Origin of the sequence: Aeromonas sp. PrichA-15 (assembly GCF_017939245.1) — a bacterium.
Classification (GTDB): Bacteria; Pseudomonadota; Gammaproteobacteria; order Enterobacterales; family Aeromonadaceae; genus Aeromonas; species Aeromonas caviae.
Genome location: NZ_JAGKRH010000031.1, coordinates 40,092 through 58,107, shown reverse-complemented (window position 1 = coordinate 58,107; position 18,016 = coordinate 40,092). Strand labels below are relative to the sequence as shown.

At 58.7% G+C, this 18,016-nt stretch carries 18 protein-coding genes and 2 pseudogenes; 5 read left to right on the top strand and 15 right to left on the bottom strand.

Annotated elements, in window-relative coordinates:
• Positions 1–123, top strand: a pseudogene (locus J9889_RS24010) (IS630 family transposase); the annotation flags it as partial.
• 18 nt (positions 124–141) lie between these two features.
• Here J9889_RS24010 and J9889_RS06245 read toward each other — a convergent pair.
• The 7 genes and pseudogenes from J9889_RS06245 to murJ all read right to left on the bottom strand — a co-directional run.
• Positions 142–402, bottom strand: a pseudogene (locus tag J9889_RS06245) (type IV pilin protein); the annotation flags it as partial.
• Positions 403–512: 110 nt separating this feature from the next.
• Complete coding sequence (ispH, locus tag J9889_RS06240) at positions 513–1,448, bottom strand: 4-hydroxy-3-methylbut-2-enyl diphosphate reductase (RefSeq protein WP_210556131.1); 936 nt, start codon at positions 1,446–1,448, stop codon at positions 513–515.
• Positions 1,448–1,900 (bottom strand): FKBP-type peptidyl-prolyl cis-trans isomerase, encoded by a 453-nt coding sequence (gene fkpB / locus J9889_RS06235; RefSeq protein WP_041210958.1) that lies wholly within the window; start codon positions 1,898–1,900, stop codon positions 1,448–1,450. Before fkpB ends, ispH begins: the two co-directional genes overlap by 1 nt.
• Positions 1,897–2,400 (bottom strand): signal peptidase II, encoded by a 504-nt coding sequence (lspA, locus tag J9889_RS06230; RefSeq protein WP_039039988.1) that lies wholly within the window; start codon positions 2,398–2,400, stop codon positions 1,897–1,899. The genes fkpB and lspA overlap by 4 nt, the downstream gene beginning before the upstream one ends.
• Positions 2,400–5,261 carry an isoleucine--tRNA ligase gene (gene ileS / locus J9889_RS06225; protein WP_201890519.1) on the bottom strand — a complete coding sequence of 954 codons (2,862 nt, stop codon included), beginning with the start codon at positions 5,259–5,261 and terminating at the stop codon, positions 2,400–2,402. Before ileS ends, lspA begins: the two co-directional genes overlap by 1 nt.
• On the bottom strand, positions 5,261–6,235 hold the full coding sequence (ribF, locus tag J9889_RS06220; protein ID WP_010673098.1) for a bifunctional riboflavin kinase/FAD synthetase: 975 nt from the start codon (positions 6,233–6,235) through the stop codon (positions 5,261–5,263). The genes ileS and ribF overlap by 1 nt, the downstream gene beginning before the upstream one ends.
• 210 nt (positions 6,236–6,445) lie before the next feature.
• Positions 6,446–8,008 carry a murein biosynthesis integral membrane protein MurJ gene (murJ, locus tag J9889_RS06215; RefSeq protein ID WP_029313784.1) on the bottom strand — a complete coding sequence of 521 codons (1,563 nt, stop codon included), beginning with the start codon at positions 8,006–8,008 and terminating at the stop codon, positions 6,446–6,448.
• 191 nt (positions 8,009–8,199) lie between these two features.
• Between murJ and rpsT the strand changes: the two genes are divergently transcribed.
• Positions 8,200–8,463 carry a 30S ribosomal protein S20 gene (gene rpsT, locus J9889_RS06210; protein ID WP_005308808.1) on the top strand — a complete coding sequence of 88 codons (264 nt, stop codon included), beginning with the start codon at positions 8,200–8,202 and terminating at the stop codon, positions 8,461–8,463.
• 48 nt (positions 8,464–8,511) lie between these two features.
• On the opposite strand, the gene J9889_RS06205 is transcribed toward rpsT, so the two are convergent.
• The 8 genes from J9889_RS06205 to rppH form a co-directional block, all read right to left on the bottom strand.
• On the bottom strand, positions 8,512–8,814 hold the full coding sequence (locus J9889_RS06205; RefSeq protein ID WP_042878863.1) for a metalloregulator ArsR/SmtB family transcription factor: 303 nt from the start codon (positions 8,812–8,814) through the stop codon (positions 8,512–8,514).
• A 48-nt stretch (positions 8,815–8,862) separates the two neighbouring features.
• Positions 8,863–9,795 carry a transcriptional activator NhaR gene (gene nhaR, locus J9889_RS06200; RefSeq protein ID WP_010673095.1) on the bottom strand — a complete coding sequence of 311 codons (933 nt, stop codon included), beginning with the start codon at positions 9,793–9,795 and terminating at the stop codon, positions 8,863–8,865.
• The gene (locus J9889_RS06195) at positions 9,782–10,162 is read right to left on the bottom strand and encodes a hypothetical protein (RefSeq protein ID WP_174219042.1); all 381 of its coding nucleotides are present in this window, start codon (positions 10,160–10,162) and stop codon (positions 9,782–9,784) included. The genes nhaR and J9889_RS06195 overlap by 14 nt, the downstream gene beginning before the upstream one ends.
• A 20-nt stretch (positions 10,163–10,182) precedes the next feature.
• Positions 10,183–11,373 carry a Na+/H+ antiporter NhaA gene (nhaA, locus tag J9889_RS06190; RefSeq protein WP_049636461.1) on the bottom strand — a complete coding sequence of 397 codons (1,191 nt, stop codon included), beginning with the start codon at positions 11,371–11,373 and terminating at the stop codon, positions 10,183–10,185.
• 278 nt (positions 11,374–11,651) lie between these two features.
• Positions 11,652–12,446 (bottom strand): thymidylate synthase, encoded by a 795-nt coding sequence (thyA, locus tag J9889_RS06185; RefSeq protein WP_042014892.1) that lies wholly within the window; start codon positions 12,444–12,446, stop codon positions 11,652–11,654.
• Positions 12,446–13,270, bottom strand: a complete 825-nt coding sequence (gene lgt, locus J9889_RS06180; protein WP_043153049.1) for a prolipoprotein diacylglyceryl transferase — start codon at positions 13,268–13,270, stop codon at positions 12,446–12,448. Before lgt ends, thyA begins: the two co-directional genes overlap by 1 nt.
• Positions 13,271–13,336: 66 nt before the next feature.
• Positions 13,337–15,616, bottom strand: coding sequence for a phosphoenolpyruvate--protein phosphotransferase (gene ptsP, locus J9889_RS06175; protein WP_102949164.1), 2,280 nt, complete (start codon positions 15,614–15,616; stop codon positions 13,337–13,339).
• 13 nt (positions 15,617–15,629) lie between these two features.
• Positions 15,630–16,157 (bottom strand): RNA pyrophosphohydrolase, encoded by a 528-nt coding sequence (gene rppH / locus J9889_RS06170; protein WP_010673089.1) that lies wholly within the window; start codon positions 16,155–16,157, stop codon positions 15,630–15,632.
• Positions 16,158–16,548: 391 nt separating this feature from the next.
• Here rppH and J9889_RS06165 point away from each other — a divergent pair, with 391 nt between their 5' ends.
• From J9889_RS06165 to J9889_RS06155, 3 genes are all read left to right on the top strand, one after another.
• Entirely contained in the window at positions 16,549–16,758 is a 210-nt protein-coding gene (locus J9889_RS06165) for a hypothetical protein (RefSeq protein WP_127904546.1), read from the top strand.
• A 130-nt stretch (positions 16,759–16,888) separates the two neighbouring features.
• Complete coding sequence (gene mutH / locus J9889_RS06160) at positions 16,889–17,563, top strand: DNA mismatch repair endonuclease MutH (protein WP_102949163.1); 675 nt, start codon at positions 16,889–16,891, stop codon at positions 17,561–17,563.
• A gap of 83 nt (positions 17,564–17,646) precedes the next feature.
• Positions 17,647–17,976, top strand: coding sequence for an isoamylase early set domain-containing protein (locus tag J9889_RS06155; RefSeq protein WP_010673087.1), 330 nt, complete (start codon positions 17,647–17,649; stop codon positions 17,974–17,976).
• Positions 17,977–18,016 lie beyond the last annotated feature (40 nt).

Here is an 18,016-nt window from a genome sequence, read left to right as displayed (position 1 = left end):
AATCGCAGCTTCAAGGATTACGACGACATCCTTGATGCCTGCACATCGGCCTGGAAGCACTTTATTGCCGATGTGGAGCGGGTGATGTCACTTTGTAGCCGAGATTGGATAAAACTGACCTAATGTTTAATCCGATTGGTATGAGATGACCAGGTGATAGAAGCCGGATTCGGAGTTCTCCGAGATATTCAAATCGGCTGCGGATGAGGTATACCGATTGAAGTCCATAAAATAGGTTTCTTGTCTGTTGGCGGCGTCCAACAGCATTTTTTTGGCATCAATTCGGTGGCTGGACAGCAGGTAACGCTGATAGGAGGGATAGGCAATAGTGCCAAGAATCGCCACGATTGCGACGACAATCATCAATTCAATGAGAGAAAAGCCTCGATAGAACCCAATCATAACCCATCCTTGGTGACTGGCGGTTCATATAGTCTAATGCCGGATAGGTCGCAACGACAAATCCGGCATCAGGAACATAACTCTTTATTCTCAGGCCATCCTGGCCACATTCAAATAATTCTAAGCTCGGGCGGCACTTCAAACACCACATTCTCTTCTCGGCCAGGATGCTCGGTCACTATCTTGCCTCCCAGCTCGCGCAGACGAGCAATGACATTCTGAACCAGCACATCGGGGGCTGACGCACCCGCCGTGACCCCGATACGGACAACCCCGTCCAGCCATTGCGACTCAATCATGGAGGCATCGTCGATGAGGTAGGCCTTGGCGCCCACCTTCTCGGCCAGCTCCCGCAGACGGTTGGAGTTGGAAGAGTTGCGCGACCCCACCACCAGCATGGCGTCCACCAGCCCGGCCATCTCCCGCACCGCATCCTGGCGGTTCTGGGTGGCGTAGCAGATGTCATCCTTACGCGGCCCCTGGATCTTGGGGAAGTGCGCACGCAAGGCATCGATGACATCCGAGGTCTCGTCCACGCTGAGTGTCGTCTGGGTCACGAAGCAGAGGTCGTCCGGGTTCTTCACCTTGAGTTTGGCCACATCTTCCGGCGTCTCCACCAGATACATGCCACCCTCACTGTTCTCGTACTGTCCCATGGTGCCGATCACCTCGGGGTGGCCGGCATGGCCGATGAGCACGGCTTCGGAGCCCTTGCGACTGGCGCGATGGACCTCCATGTGCACCTTGGTCACCAGCGGACAGGTGGCATCGAACACCTTGAGGGCGCGGGATTTGGCCATCTCGCGCACGACCTTGGCGACACCGTGAGCGGAGAAGATGACGATGCTGTCATCCGGCACCTCGTCCAGCTCTTCGACGAAAACGGCACCCGCCTCCTTGAGCTTGTTCACCACGTAGCGGTTGTGCACCACTTCGTGACGGACATAGATCGGGGCACCGAACTTCTCCAGCGCGCTCTCGACGATGCTGATGGCCCGGTCGACACCAGCACAGAAGCCACGGGGGTTAGCCAGCAGAATATCCATCAGTGCACCTTCTCCTCGTCATCAACCCCCAGGATCTCCACCTCGAAGGTGACGGTGTGACCGGCCAGGGGGTGGTTGAAATCGACCGTGACCGACATCCCTTCCACCGCCCGGATGATCCCGGGCAGTTCGCTGCCGTTGGGCTGGTCGAACAGAATGATGGTACCCACCTTGGGCTCAACTTCGTTACCGAACTTGGCGCGATCGAGATGGTAGATGTTGTCAGGATTGGAAAGGCCAAACGCCTCTTCCGGCGCCAGGGTAAAGCTCTTGCTCTCCCCTTCGCGCAGCCCCAGCAGGCATTGCTCGAAGCTCGGCGTCAGACTGCCGTCTCCCATCCGCAGACGGGCAGGCTTGCCGTGCAGCGCCGTGCTGTCCGCCACCGAGCCATCTTCCAGTTTGATAGAGAAATGGAACAGCACGCTGCTGTCCGCAGCAATCAGCTGGCTCATAAGGTCGCGTCCTGTTTTTTCTCACCACGGAAGCCATCCAGCACGATCATGGCGGCACCGATGAAGATGAAGCTGTCAGCCAGATTGAACGCCGGCCAGTGGGCGCGCTGCCAGTAAAAGTCGAGGAAGTCGACCACATGGCCCAGCACCAGCCGGTCAAACACGTTGCCGAGCGCCCCGCCGATGATCAGGCTGTAGGCGATACCGCTCCAGCGCTGGGTGACCGACTGCTTGCGCAGCCAGTGGATCAGCAGGCCGCAGATGGCGAACGCCAGCACGGCGAAGAACCAGCGCTGCCAGCCCCCCTGATCTGCCAGGAAGCTGAAAGCAGCGCCCTTGTTGTAGACGTGGACCAGGTTGAAGAAGGGGGTGATCTCCACCCCCGGGTAGCCAAATGGCAGCAGTTTGACCACGGCGAGCTTGCTCGCCTGGTCCAGTACGAAGGCCAGCACCGCCAGCCACAGCCAACGCAGGCCGCTTTTATGTTGAGTCATGTTCATCAGGCAAATTGACGCGTTTCGCCGTCACCCTCGACGTTGGTGACGCAGCGGCCACAGATCTCTTCGTGACCCGCGATGGTACCCACGTCCTCTACATGGTGCCAGCAGCGGTCGCACTTGGCGGCGGCAGACTGGGCAACGCAGAGCCACAGGTCATCGCGCTCAGTTGCCACTGCCTCTGCCGGTGCAGCATCGACGCTGACCACCTTGGCCTTGGAGGTGAGCAGCACGAAGCGCAGCTCATCGGCCAGGGCGTTCAGACGCGCGGCCAGCTCCGGCTTGGCGAACAGGGTCAGCTCGGCCTGCAGAGAACCGCCGATGCGCTTCTCGCCACGGGCCACTTCCAGCGCCTTGTTCACTTCACCGCGCACGGTGAGGATCTCGGCCCAGAACTCGTCGTTCAGCACTTCGCCCGCTTCCAGCCCGAACAGGCCGTCGTACCACTCCTCGGTGAACACGAACTCGCCGCGCTCGCCCGGCAGCAGGGCCCAGATCTCGTCGGCGGTGAAGCTCATGATCGGCGCCATCCAGCGCACCATGGCCTCGGCGATGTGATAGAGGGCGGTCTGGCAGGAGCGACGGGCCAGGCTGTCAGCCTTGGCGGTGTACTGACGATCCTTGATGACGTCCAGGTAGAAGGAACCCATCTCGATGGAGCAGAACTGCATCAGCTTCTGGGTCACGCCGTGGAAGTTGTACTCATCGAACGCGGCAACGATCTCGGCCTGTACCGCTTTGGCACGGCCCACGGCCCAGCGATCCACCACCACCATGTCGGCAGGCGCCACCATGTCGGTCGCCGGATTGAAACCGTTCAGGTTGGCCAGCAGGAAACGGGCAGTGTTGCGGATACGACGATAGGCGTCGGCGGAGCGCTTGAGGATCTCGTCGGAGACGGTCATCTCACCGGTGTAGTCAGTGCTCGCTACCCACAGACGCAGGATGTCGGCACCCAGCTTGTTCATCACGTCCTGAGGGCTTACCACGTTGCCGATGGACTTGGACATCTTGCGGCCCTGACCATCCACGGTGAAGCCGTGAGTCAGCACCTGGTTGTAGGGTGCCTTGTCCTTCATGGCGACGCCGATCATCAGGGAGGACATGAACCAGCCACGGTGCTGGTCAGAGCCTTCCAGATACATGTCGGCCGGCTTGCCGTTGAACTCGGGACGGGCGTCGACCACGGAGGCGTGGGTAGAACCGGAGTCAAACCAGACGTCCAGGGTGTCGGGCACCTTCTCATAGTTGTCGGCATCAGCGCCCAGCAGCTCGGCCTTGTCCAGATCCCACCAGGCCTGGATGCCGGACTGCTCGACCCGCTTGGCCACCTCTTCCATCAGGCGCACGGAATCCGGGTGCAGCGCCTGGGTATCCTTGTGAACGAACAGGGAGATGGGCACGCCCCAGGTACGCTGACGGGAAATACACCAGTCGGGACGGTTCTCGACCATCGCCTGGATGCGATTCTTGCCCCAGGCCGGGACCCAGCCGCTCTGGCCGTGTTCGGCAATGCCCTGAGTCTCGATACGCTCGATCTCTTCCAGGGCGCGCTGCCGAAGACCCTTCTGCTCCATGCTGATGAACCACTGGGGGGTGGCACGGAAGATGATCGGGGTCTTGTGACGCCAGCAATGCGGGTAGGAGTGGTTGAATACCTTGTGATGCAGCAGTGCACCGCGCTCGGTCAGCACCTCGACCACGGCCGCATTGGCCTTAAACACGTGCTGGCCGGCAAACAGTTCGGTATCCGGCAGATAGACGCCGTTGCTGCCAACCGGGTTGGCCACTTCCAGACCGTACTTCTGACCGACCACGAAGTCTTCCTGACCGTGACCAGGGGCGGTGTGCACCGCGCCGGTACCGGCATCCAGAGTGACGTGGTCACCCAGCACCACAGGTACGTCGAAGCTGTAGAAGGGGTGGTTGAAGCGCAGCAGCTCGAGTGCGGCACCCTTGGCGTAACCCAGGTTGTGGAAGTGCTCGATGCCTGCGCGATCCATCACATCCTTCACCAGCTCAGCGGCCAGGATCAGACGCTCGGGATTGTCGCCCTCAACCTGCACCAGCGCGTAGTCGAGATCGGCATGCATGGCGATGGCGCGGTTGGCCGGCAGGGTCCACGGGGTAGTGGTCCAGATCACGGCAGAGAGCGCGCCCTTGCCGGTGTGGCCTTCGGCGCAATCAAACTTGGCGACAACGGCAGCCTCGTCGACGGCCTTGAAGCGCACGTCGATGGAGGGGGAGTTCTTGTCGTAGTACTCCACTTCCGCTTCAGCCAGCGCGGAGCCGCAATCGGTACACCAGTGCACCGGCTTGGAGCCTTTGTGCAGGTGGCCGTTTTCAACGATCTTGGCCATGGAACGGATGATGTTGGCTTCGGTCCCAAAATCCATGGTCAGGTAGGGGTGTTCCCAGTCACCCAGCACGCCCAGACGGATGAAGTCGGTCTTCTGCGCTTCGATCTGGGTCTTGGCGTATTTGCGGCACTCGGCGCGGAACTCGGCGGCGGAAACCTTCTCGCCCGGCTTGCCGACCATGCCTTCCACTTTCAGCTCGATGGGCAGACCGTGGCAATCCCAGCCCGGTACATAGGGGGAATCGAAGCCAGAGAGGCCTTTGGACTTGATGATGATGTCTTTGAGGATCTTGTTGACCGAGTGACCGATGTGAATGCTGCCGTTCGCATAGGGGGGGCCATCGTGCAGAATGAAAGAAGGCTTGCCCGCTTTGGCGCGGCGAATGGCGCCGTAAAGATCCTGATCGTACCAACGTTTCAACATGTTGGGTTCGCGTTTGGCCAGATCGCCACGCATCGGAAACTCGGTTTCCGGCAGATTCAGGGTGTGTTTATAGTCGCTCATCAGTCCTGGGTTCCCTTCTTTTCTAAAAGAGTGCTGGGTAAATGAAATTGTGGCAGCCCGAACCAGGCTCGGGCCGCCAGGGCATCTCGTTCGATCTGCTCTTTCAAGGCGGTGAAAGAGTCAAATTTCTGCTCTTCGCGCAGCTTGTGGCGAAGCAGCACCTTGACCTGCTGACCATATAGATCACCAGAAAAATCAAATAGATGTACTTCCAATCTGGCTTGTGTACCGCTCAAGGTCGGACGTACACCCACATTGGCGACACCGGGGAAAGTCTTGCCGGAACATATCACTTCCACCGCAAACACGCCACCGACCGGGACAACCTGGCGTTTGAGGGCCAGATTCGCGGTGGGAAAACCTATGGTGCGCCCCAGCTTGTCACCATGGGCCACCCGGCCGCTGATGGCATAGGGGCGACCGAGCATCAGCTCCACCTCCGCCATGCGACCCGCTTTCAGGGCCTCGCGCACCAGGGTGCTGCTGACCCGCTGGCGGGAAAGCTGGAAACTCTGGGTGCTGATCACCTCGAACCCGAAGCGCCGACCGGCCTCCTCCAGCAGGTGGAAGTCCCCTTCCCGCCCCTTGCCGAAGCGAAAATCGTCGCCGACCACCAGATAGTGCACGCCGAGTTTCTCCACCAGCAGTTGCTCGATGAAGGTGCTGGCCGCCTGCTCGGCAAAACGATGGGTGAAACGCACGCAGAGCATGCGATCGATCTGCATTCCCTTGAGGGCTTCGTACTTCTCCCGCCAGCGGCTGAGGCGGGCGGGCGCGGCACTGCCCGCAAACAGCTCCAGCGGCTGGGGTTCGAACAACATGACGCAGGCCGGCAGGCCAAGTTGGGCGGCCTTCTCCTGCAAACGGGCCAACACCGCGTGATGCCCCTGATGAACCCCATCGAAGTTGCCTATGGTCAATACACAGCCCCGGTGACGGGGCTTGATATTGTGAATGCCGCGAATAAGCTCCATCAGTGCCTTGTGCGTTGCTGCCATGGAAATCGGCGGATTATATATCAGGCAGCAGGCAGGGTCAGCCCTGCCGTTGACCCGATTTAGCCATCCCGCTCGCTTCTCGGACTCGGCCAGGAGCATCGCACCTCGTTGGCGGGCCAACTCGACAGCCCCTGAGACCGCTCCCCCATCTCCCCTGTACTGTCCCCCTCCCTTGCAGCTGGCTCCTTATTGCTGACCGGCTCTCAGGTGCCGTGGCCGGATCCCCAATGCCAAGAGGACAATGCCATACAACGCTCCGCCCAGGCAGAGCAGCAGGGTCAACTCCAGGCTGGCCTTGCCCATGCTCCAGGCACCCCATTGGGCGAGATCCGGTGACAGATAGGCCAGAAGCCCCCCCATCAAGACCGTTGCCGCCAAGAGCTTGAGGCAGAACAGCCCGGTGTTGCGGGAAGGGCGATAGACATCCTGCTGATAGAGCCCCTTGAACAGCAGTACGGCGTTCAGCGTGCCGGAGCAGGCGGTCGCCAGCGCCAGCCCGACGTAGCCGAGCGGATAGATGAAAATAAGGTTGCACACCATGTTGGCTACCATGGCCATGATGCCGATACGCACCGGCGTCCTGGTGTCCTGGCGGGCGTAATAACCGGGGGCCAGCACCTTGATGAGCATCAAGGAGAGCAGCCCCGTGGTGGAGGCCAGCAGGCTGGCACTGGACATGCTCACCTCGTGCAGACCGAACTCACCGCGCATGAAAAGCACCCGCAGTATGGGCTCGCGCAGCACGGCGATACCGACCATGGCTGGCAAGCCGAGCAGCATCACCATGCGCACCCCCCAATCCATGGTGCGAGAGAAATCCGCCGGATCCGCATCCACGTGTTTTCTGGCCAGGGCAGGCAGGATCACCGTGCTGATGGCCACCGCAAAGAGACCGAGGGGAAACTCCAGCAACCTGTCCGAGTAATAGAGATAGCTGATGGCACCGGTAGCCAGGAACGACGCCAGCATGGTGTTGATCAGCAGGTTGATCTGGCTGACCGACACGCCGAACAGGGCCGGGATCATCAGGGTACGGATCTTCACCACCCCGGGATGGTGCCAACCCCACTTGGGCCAGACCAGCATGTTGAGCTGGCGCAGAAAAGGATACTGGAACAAAAACTGGACCAGACCGCCGAGAAAGACACCGATCGCCAGGGAGATTTCGGGGCGCTCCATCAAGGGCGCGATCCACCAGGCCGCCGCAATCATGGTGATGTTGAGGAATACCGGCGTGAAGGAGGACACGGCAAAACGGCCAAAGGTATTGAGAATGGCCCCCGCCATGGCGGTGAAGGTGATGAACCAGAGGTAGGGGAAGGTGATCTTGAGCATCAGACTGGCCAGCTCGAACTTCTCCGCCGCCGGTCCGCCATGCAGCCAATCCCAGAACCAGCCCCAGCCAAAGAGAGCCGTCAGGACACCGGAACCCAGCACCCCGAGCAGGGTGACCACGGTGACGATGCCACCCAGGGTGCCCGCCACCGCCGCCAGCAGCTCCCGAACCGCCTGCTCGTCACCATTTTTCTTGTACTCCGTCATCACGGGCACGAAGGCCTGGTTGAATGCCCCTTCGGCAAAGAGCCGGCGCAAGAAGTTGGGAATGCGATTGGCGAAGAAGAAGACGTCTGCGGCCACCCCGGCACCGAGCAAATTGGCGATGACCACATCGCGCACCAAGCCCATCACACGGGATGCTAGCGTCATTCCGGACACTATCATGCCGGATTTGATCAATTTCTTACTCAAGACGAGGCCTCTGGAACTGTCGGAAAGAAAAGAATGCTGTTAGAATCGGCCGACAGTTTAACCGTCTCCCATCTGACACACCACCGGGGGGCGGTGTTTATTTGCACAAATCATTTGACAATATGTGGTTGGGAAGGCATATTTCCGGGCCTTTTCAATACACTCGCTAAGACAGTTTTAGGAGTTTTACCTTGGCTAACATCAAATCTGCTAAGAAGCGTGCTCTTCAGTCAGAGAAACGTCGTCAGCACAACGCCAGCCGTCGTTCCATGACCCGTACCTACCTGAAGAAAGTGATCGCTGCCATCGCCTCTGGTGACAAGGCTGCTGCCACTGCCGCTTTCGCTGTTGCTCAGCCGATCATGGATCGTATGGCGACCAAAGGCCTGATCCACAAGAACAAAGCTGCTCGTCACAAGAGCCGCCTGTCTGCTCAGATCAAAGCCATGGCTTAATCAGCATCCGCTGATGAAAGCTGAAAAAACCGGCCTAGTGCCGGTTTTTTATTTGGGGTCGCTACAGTACAGTCTGTGCAACAATCCGATCATCTCGCGCACCTCATGGCTGCGCAGGGAGTAATAGACCGTCTGGGCTTCCTTCCTCGTCGCCACCAGCTCATCCCGGCGCAACACCGCCAGATGCTGCGACATGGCTGACTGGCTCAATCCCAAGACTTCGTTCAGCTCGCCGACCGACAGCTCCCTATCCAGTAACTGGCACAAGATAAACAGCCGTCGCTCATTGGCCAATGCCTTGAGCAGGGTGACGGCACGCCCGGCATTCGCTTCCATCTCTTCCAATCGCATCTCACCCTCCTCTTCCAAGACTGGCATCATAGCGCCGTCACCCTCGATTTAAAACGAGAGGCTTGCCGGCTGAATGGCCGTGAAATCCTCCTGCCCCGCAAAGAGGAAGGAGAAATCACTCTCGCATACCCGCTTGACCGCAGGATGCTGGATCATCCGCTCGGCAAAGATGACGTAATACTCCTCCATCAGATCCTGGGTTTCACCCAGCAGCATCACCTCCTCCCCCTCCAGGATCTCCTCCCGATAAATGGTCGGTGCCATGAAGATGCCCTGGTTGAAGAAGCCGAACGCCTTCATCAGCGCCGCATCGTCGAATTCTCCCAGAATGCTGGGGGAAATTCCCTGCTGCTCGAACCACTGGGTCAGTTGACGACCCATGGCGGTGCGACGGCCCGGGATGAGCAGCTTGCGCTCTTCCAGGCAGGCAGGGAAAGGCTGGGAGGGCAGAGGCGCCTTGCAGAAGAAACTGACGCCGCATCCCCCCAGACGCTTGGACAGCAACCCGGCATGCTGGCTGGAGTCCACCGGGCAATCAGAGAGGATCATGTCGAGCTTGTGCTCGCTCAACTGCTCCAGGAGCAGTTCATGGGTCGACTCGAAGCAGCGCAGGTGAATGGAACCATCATTGGGGATCACGGAGAGCAGTACCCGGCTGGCAAGACGCTTGGAGAGTGCATCGGCGATGCCGACGTCGAACAGGATCTGGCTCTCCTTGCGGTAGTTGACGATATCCAGCATCTCGTAGGAGAGGCTGAACATCTTGTCCGCATAGCGAAACACCAGTTGGCCAAGCTCGGTGGCCTCAAGGGAGCGCCCCTTTCTGATCAGCAACTTGCCGCCAAGACGCTGTTCGAGCAGCTTGATCTGACCGGTCACGGTCTGCGGAGTCAAAAAGAGGGCTTCCGCCGCCTGCGTGACGGAGCCCTTCTTCTGAGTCATCCAAAAATAGTAGAGATGGTTGTAGTTAAGGTGTGACATCCGATGGGGTTCCCGCGCCAGGCGGGCTCCGGTAGCAGCTGAGTTCAACCGCCAGAATGTCATACATGTCGCTGATCGAGTCAACCTTGTTCGCGTCGAACTGTGCCTGCAGATGGGCCTTGAGACGACCGGCATCCGGCATTCGCTCGGTGCAGTAGCGCTTGTTGGACAGCTTGACTCGCTCGCCGGCACGACTGCTCAGTGCCCGTTCGGCGAAGGTCTCTCCGAACCGGGCTTTTACCTGTGAGTCCCCCAGCATGAGTGCGCTGTCGACCACCCCGTTGAGATAGGCAGAACAACTTGCCGAGGTGGCATCCTGCTGACAATCGGCCAGACTATCTGCCCAGAGTGCAGGGCTTGCCAGCATGACTAACCATCCTAGTTTTCTCATAACCCCTCCGTACTTTGATTCGCCTCCCGATTGGGCAGCGATATCCGCAGAGCGATGTAACCGATCACGGCCGCGAGTGTGGAACCTGCCAGGATCCCGAGGCGCGAGTAGCTGCCGTAGTCCAGTCCGCCATGCTCGAATGCCAGCGATGCGATAAACATCGACATGGTGAAGCCGATGCCACACAGGATGCTGACGGCAAAGATCTGTCTGAAGTTCACTCCTTGCGGCAATTGGGCAATGCCTGATTTCACTGCCAGCCAGCTGATGGTGAAAATCCCGAGCGGCTTGCCGACGAAGAGCCCCAGGATGATCCCCATGGGGAGCGGATTGAGCAGAGCCGAGAAGTAGACCCCCTCCAGCGATACCCCGGCGTTGGCGAAAGCGAACAGCGGCAGGATCAGGAAGGCGCTCCAGGGGTGCAGCACATGCTCCAGATGCTTGAGTGGCGATGCGTAACGCTTGCCGTTGAGGGGGATCATGAAGCCCACGATGACCCCCGCCAGGGTCGCATGGACACCGGACTTGAGCACGGCAACCCAGAGCACCAGGCCGACTAGCATATAGAGTCCAATCCTGTCCTCACCACGGCGATTCATCCAGAGCAAGGTCAGGGTGGCCACCACACCTATCGCCAGCGCAGTCAGCGACAGTTGCTGGGTGTAGAAGAGGGCAATGATGATGATGACCCCCAGATCGTCCATGATGGCCAGCGCCAGCAAGAAGACCTTGAGGCTGGTCGGTACCCGCTTGCCCAGCAGCGCCATGACCCCGAGAGCGAAGGCGATGTCGGTTGCGGCCGGAATCGCCCAGCCAGCACGGGTAGCCTCGTCTCCGTAGTTGAAGAAGCTATAGATGAGGGCCGGTGCCAACATCCCACCCACGGCGGCAATGGCCGGGAAGGTTGCCTGCACCCGGGAGGAAAGCGCCCCCTCCAGCATCTCGCGCTTCACCTCGAGACCCACCAGCAGGAAGAAGATCGCCATGAAGCCATCGTTGATCCAGAGCAGCAGCGGCTTGTTGATGTCGAGCGCCGCGATGCGAACCTGCACCTCGGTATTGAGGAAGCTCTGATAGTGTTGCGCCAGCGCCGAATTGGCCAGGCCGATGGCAAGCAGGGCGGCCAGGATCAGAATGATCCCGGAAGCAGACTCCAGTTTGAGAAAACGCTTGAATACATCGCTCATATCTAACTACCCATAAGATTCCATTTTTTCAGTCTAGGGCCCGAGTAGCTCAATGAAAAATCGTTTCTAATGGCCGATAACAACGAAAAAACCGAAAGCAAAACAGATAATGCCTGCTATAAGCCGGTTACTACCCTCTTTCAAGAGCCTTCTCTCCACCAGGAACATCGCATATAAATTCACATAAAATGCAAAAGGCGCCCGCAGGCGCCTCTAACAGCTGAGTGTCAATTCATCGTCACCTGAGAGGCGGGACTCGCCCCAGGCTCATTACTTACTCAAATAGCGACAGGCGCCTTGATCCCAGGATGGGGATCATAGCCCTGGATCTCGAAATCCTCGAATCTGTAATCGAAGATGGAGTCAGGTTTGCGCTTGATCACCAGTTGCGGCAAAGGGCGCGGTTCGCGGGTGAGTTGCAGTGCGGTCTGCTCCATGTGGTTGGAATAGAGGTGCACATCACCACCGGTCCAGACAAAGTCCCCCACTTCCAGATCGCACTGCTGCGCCATCATGTGGGTCAGCAGCGCATAGCTGGCAATGTTGAACGGCAGGCCAAGGAAAACGTCACAACTGCGCTGGTAGAGCTGGCAGGAGAGCTTGCCATCCGCCACATAGAACTGGAAGAAGGCGTGGCAGGGTGCCAACGCCATTTTGTCCAGCTCGCCCACGTTCCAGGCGGAGACGATGATGCGGCGGGAATCCGGGTTGTGCTGGATGTCATCCACCGCTTTCTGGATCTGGTCGATGACAGATCCATCGGCCGCTGGCCAGGAGCGCCACTGGGCACCATAGACAGGCCCCAGATCACCGTGCTCGTCGGCCCACTCATCCCAGATGCTGACACCGTGCTCTTTCAGATAGGCGGTGTTGGTATCGCCATTGAGGAACCAGAGCAGCTCATGAATGATGGAGCGCAGGTGGCACTTCTTGGTGGTCACCAGCGGGAATCCTTCCGCCAGATTGAAGCGCATCTGATGACCGAACAAGGAGACTGTCCCGGTGCCGGTGCGATCGGATTTGACGGTCCCTTCATCCAGAATTTTCTGCATCAGGTCGAGATAGGCACGCATTACTTCGCCTCCTTCGGTGCATTGCCGAACAGACGGGGCTGCTTGTAGGCGGCCCAGACCATGAGCCCCCCCGCCACTATCATCGGGGTAGAAAGGATCTGACCCATGCTGATCTCATTGAAGTAGAGACCCAGCTGGCTGTCTGGTTGACGAACAAACTCCACCAGGAAGCGGAACAGGCCGTAGAACAGCAGGAACATCCCGGAAATGGCGCCACGGGGTGGGTGCTTGCGCCAGAACAGGTTCAGGATGATGAAGAGCACCACCCCTTCCAGCGCGAACTGGTAAAGCTGGGACGGGTGACGCGGCTCGGGCCCAGCCTCGGGGAAGATGATGGCCCAGGGGACATCGGTGACCCGACCCCACAACTCGCCGTTCATGAAGTTGCCGATGCGGCCAACACCGAGGCCGAACGGAATGAGCGGCGCCACGAAATCCGCCACGGTGAAGAAGTGGCGCTGGGTTTTGTGGGCAAACCAGATCATGGCGGTGATCACCCCGATGAGGCCGCCGTGGAACGACATGCCACCGGTCCATATCTTGAACAGATAGGTCGGGTCGGCAAGGAAGAGATCGAAGTTGTAGAACAGCACATAGCCGATACGGCCACCCAGGATCACCCCAAGGAAGCCATAAAACAGCAGGTCGGATACCTCGTTGCGGGTCCAGCCGCTGTTGGGTGCATCGGCACGGCGACCTGCCAGCCACATGGCGAAGGCAAAACCGAACAGGTACATGAGACCATACCAGCGTACCGATAATGGTCCCAAACTGAATGCTACGGGATCAATCTGCGAGAAAACCCAATATCCGTCGTGCTGCATAGGCGGCCCCAATCATAAGAAAAGCCGCATTCTCCGATCATTCTTACGCAGTAACAAGACGGAATATCAATCGGGCAGCCTAACCTTGTGCCCAGCCCGCAGCAAGCCTCCCAGACCGTGCTCTTCCAGATAGCGGGCAAACAGGCCGCGCAGCACGTGAGGATTGTCATGCTTGAGACCATCCGCCATCAGCGTCTTCAACTCACCAAGGTCGGATTGCCGCAGCACGTATTTGATACGGGAGATGTTGTGGGTATTCATGCTGAAACGACGATAGCCCATGGCCAAGAGCAGCAGCACCCCGACCGGATCGCCAGCCAGCTCGCCACAAACAGAGACCGGTTTGTGATAGCGCTGAGAGGAATCGACCAACAGTTGCAAAGCGCGGATCACCGCGGGATGGAAGGCATCGTAGATGCTGGCGACACGGGCATTGTTGCGATCCACCGCCAGCAGGTACTGAGTCAGGTCGTTGCTGCCCACCGACCAGAAGTCGATGAGCGGCGCCATCTCCGGCAGGATGTACAGCGCGGAGGGGACTTCGATCATCACCCCGAGACTGGGGTAACGGATCACCGCATCGCGGCTGGCCGCTTCTTCCGACACCTCGCGCCACGCCTGATCCAGCAGACGACGGGAGGCCTTGATTTCACTGACGCTGCTGATCATCGGCAGCATGATGGCCAGATTGTCCAGCCCTTCGCTGGCCCGCAACATGGCCTTGAGCTGCACCAGGAAGAGTTCGGGGTGATCTAGGGTGAGCCGGATCCCCCGCCAACCAAGGAAGGGATTTTCCTCCACGATGGGGAAATAGGGCAGTTGCTTGTCCCCCCCCACGTCCAGAGTCCGCATGCAAACCGGGCGATCCCGATAGGTTTCCAGGATCCCGCGATAGCGGGCAGTCTGCTCCCACTCCGAAGGGAAGCTGTCCTGCAGCATGAAGGGGATCTCGGTGCGATAGAGCCCGACCCCATCCGCCAGATGATTGAGGGAGATCTCGGTATCCGCACTCAGCCCTGCGTTGAGCAGCAGAGAGACCTTGGTGCCGTCGGCAGTCTCGGAGGGCTGGTTGTCGACGCTGCGCACCAGGGTGTCGAGTGCCCGCTCCTCACTCAGCAGTTGCCGATACTCGGTCAGGATCACCTGGTTGGGTTCGATGAAGAGATCGCCGCTGTAGCCATCGATGACCAGAGTGCGACCGCCGATATCACCGAGGGGCAGATCCACCCCCATGATGGCCGCCACCCCCATGGCACGGGCCAGGATGGCGGCATGGGAGTTGGTCCCGCCCTTGAGCGACACCACACCGCTCAGAAATTCCCTCGGGATCTCCGCAAGGATGGTAGCCGTCACTTCATCGGCGACCAGCACCACGGGTTCGCCGATGGTGAGCTGCTCGGGTTCGTCCTGCACCAGCCGACTGATGAGCCGCTGGGCGATGTCTTTCACATCGGTGGAGCGTTCCCGCAGATAGGGATCCTTCATCCCCTTGAACTGCTCTATCAGCCGATCGCTGATGAGTTTGACCGCCGAGATCGCCGTCCAGTGTTCCTTGCTGACCTTGTTGCGGATGGGCTTGATGTAGCCAGGATCGTTAAGCAGGTGCAGATAGATGTCGAAGATGGCGACCGAGTCCTGGCTGTAGCTCTCGCGAAAGCGCAGTGCCAGGCTCTCCAGATCGTGGCGCACTTCCTCCACCGCCAGCTCGAGACGGGCAAGCTGCTTGGCATGATCCTCGTCCTTGCGCGGCGTGATGGTATTGAGCGCCTTGCGCGGACGCCACACCCAGGCCTTGGCGATGGCGATGCCACTCGCCCCGGCAATACCGCGCAGCGGCTTGCTCCAGTCGGTCTTCTGCAGCCACCCCTTGGCCTGGGCCTGGGCGATGCGGGCAGCCAGCTGAGCCGCCAGGGTGACCATGAAGGACTCCTCCCCCTCATCGAAGAGGCGGCTCTCCTTCTGCTGCACGACCAGAATCCCCACCACCTGACGCTGATGCATGATGGGAGCGCCGAGGAAGGAGCGAAACGCCTCTTCCGCCACATCGGGCAGGAACTTGAAACTGGGGTGAGAGGGGGCATCGGCCAGGTTGATCAGCTCTTCACGCTGACCCACCAGGCCGACAATACCCTGCTCGAACGGCAGGGTGGCCTTGCCCACGGCCGATTCGGCCAGACCATCGGTCGCAGCCAGTCGATAGCGGCGCATGTCGGGCTCGGCCACATAGACGGAGCAGCAGTCCACCGTCATGGCGAGCCGGGTCTGGCTCACCAATGCTTGCAAGGCCTGTTCGAGGGTGTTGGCCTCGGCCATGCTTTCCACGATGCGTCTGAGTTCCGTCAGCAACTAATTGTGCTCCTTAACGCGAGCGGTTGCGCCGCCCATCTTTTCGGTTAGCCTGCACCACGGGGACTGGCATGGCCAGCGGGGCAAACTCCTTCATCACCCGGCGGTAAACCTCCCGCTTGAAGGAGACGACCTGACGAACCGGGTACCAGAAGCTGACCCAACGCCAATCATCAAATTCCGGGTGACCATGACAGCCAAACTGGATCCTGGACTCTTTGCCAGGATCGAGCTGCAACAAAAACCATTTCTGCTTCTGGCCAATACAGACCGGTGAACTGTCCCAGCGGACGAGTCGTTTGGGTAAGCGATACTTCAGCCAGTTGCGACTGGTCGCCAGTATGGTCACATCGTCCTGCTTGAGGCCTATCTCCTCATACAGCTCACGATACATGGCCTGTTCCGGCGATTCACCATCATCAACCCCCCCCTGCGGAAACTGCCAGGAGTGCTGCCCATAGCGCTTAGCCCACAATACTTGTCCGTCACGGTTACAGATCACGATGCCGACATTGGGACGAAATCCGTCACCATCTATCACGTGATCACCTTATAAAGGCTGAATCTATAACGAGATTGTTCCACATTCACCCCGTGGCGGCAAACAGGGACTGTCATCTTCCATTCATGAATAACTTGGCATTTCAAGCAAAGTTATAAACAAATTGAAGGTTCATGCTAGGCAAGTTGCCCACCCAGACTGTGCATAAACCTGTGATCAAGCAGGTATATACAGTAGTTTTATACTGTGGCATTGCACGGAAGCATATCATACCCGATTCACTTAAAAACAAAATATACATTTAAATACATAAGGTTATCGTTTGATTGCTGGATCAAGATCCATGTCTTTTGCCTAAGAGGATCCAGCCTGTCAATTGTGAACAAGTTCGACTGCTCAAAGATCCACCAAGACGGATTTATCCACAGATATGGCGCATTATCTGCACCGAAATGGCGCTGAAAATCGGCGTACTCTCACATTTATTTCTGGTGCCACGCTTCCTTTCACCACTTTACGCCAGTTATCCAAGATTTCTGTGGATAACTGTGTGCAACAGCTCGCACAAACCCTTGGACAACTCGTTTATGCGGGGATCCGGCGTGCCGATATACTGGATAAAGAAAGTAAATCCCTTTAAAATCATTTGGATATGTTGAATTTGGCCATCCATGTCTCCCTGTGTATAGTCGGGCAAGGATCGGTTATAAAATCAGCGATACCATGCAAGGATCCGTATTGCGATGTCTATTATCTCCAGAGGAGCCCTCATGCCTGCCAATCCCCAGTCAGAACAAGAGCTGCTCAGTCGAGCCTACGCCATGGCTGGCTTCACTCTGGCCCAGCTTGCCGCAACGGCGGGCATCCCTGTACCGCGGGATCTCAGACGTGACAAGGGCTGGACAGGGCAGTTGATCGAGTGGCAGCTGGGGGCCAGTGCAGGTAGCCGTCCCGAGCAGGATTTTCCGGATCTCGGTATCGAGCTCAAGACGATCCCCGTCGATCCTCAAGGGCGCCCGCTGGAAACCACCTTTGTCTGCGTGGCCCCCCTCATCGGGGTCAGCGGCCAGCGCTGGGAGGAGTCGAACGTGCGCAACAAGCTGTCGCGGGTGCTCTGGATCCCGGTGGAAGGCAGCCGCGACATCCCTGTCGGCGACCGTCGCGTCGGCATGCCGCTGCTGTGGAGCCCGAATGAAGAGGAAGAAAGACTGCTGCGCCAGGACTGGGAAGAGCTGATGGACATGATAGTGCTGGGGGAAGTGGAGCAGATCAGCGCCCGCCACGGCCAGGTATTGCAGCTACGCCCCAAGGCGGCCAACAGCAAGGCGCTGACCCGCGCCATCGGCCGCAATGGCCAACCCATCATGACGCTACCACGGGGCTTCTACCTCAAGATCGAGTTCACCCATCAACTCCTGCAGCGCCATTTTGCCCTCCCCCTTTGATCCTGTTTATCAACATCCTTGTCATAAAGTGATATAAAAATAACCAGCGCTACTTTCTTCGCAGCCAGTGACAAGGAGTCCATATGCCGATCAACAAGCAATTCCTCAAATCCCGTCCCGAGGTCAAGGTGACCTTTGCCGTCGAAAAGGAGGCCGCCGGTGATGCCGAGCAGGTCTTGCTGCTGGGTGAATTCAGCCAGTGGCAGCCCATTGAACTGAAGAGGATGAAAAACGGGGAGTTCAAGGCGACACTCAACCTGCCGACCGATGGCCCCAGCCATTTCGAGTATTGCTATCAGCTAGTGCAACCCGATGGTGAAACCCTTTATGACAACGACTGGGAGGCGGACGACTATGTGCCTGGCCCCTTCGGGCGTGACAACTCGGTGGTGCGGGTCAGCCAGCCCGGTTGAGCCAATACCCCGCACACGGATACAAAAAAGGCTCGCCATT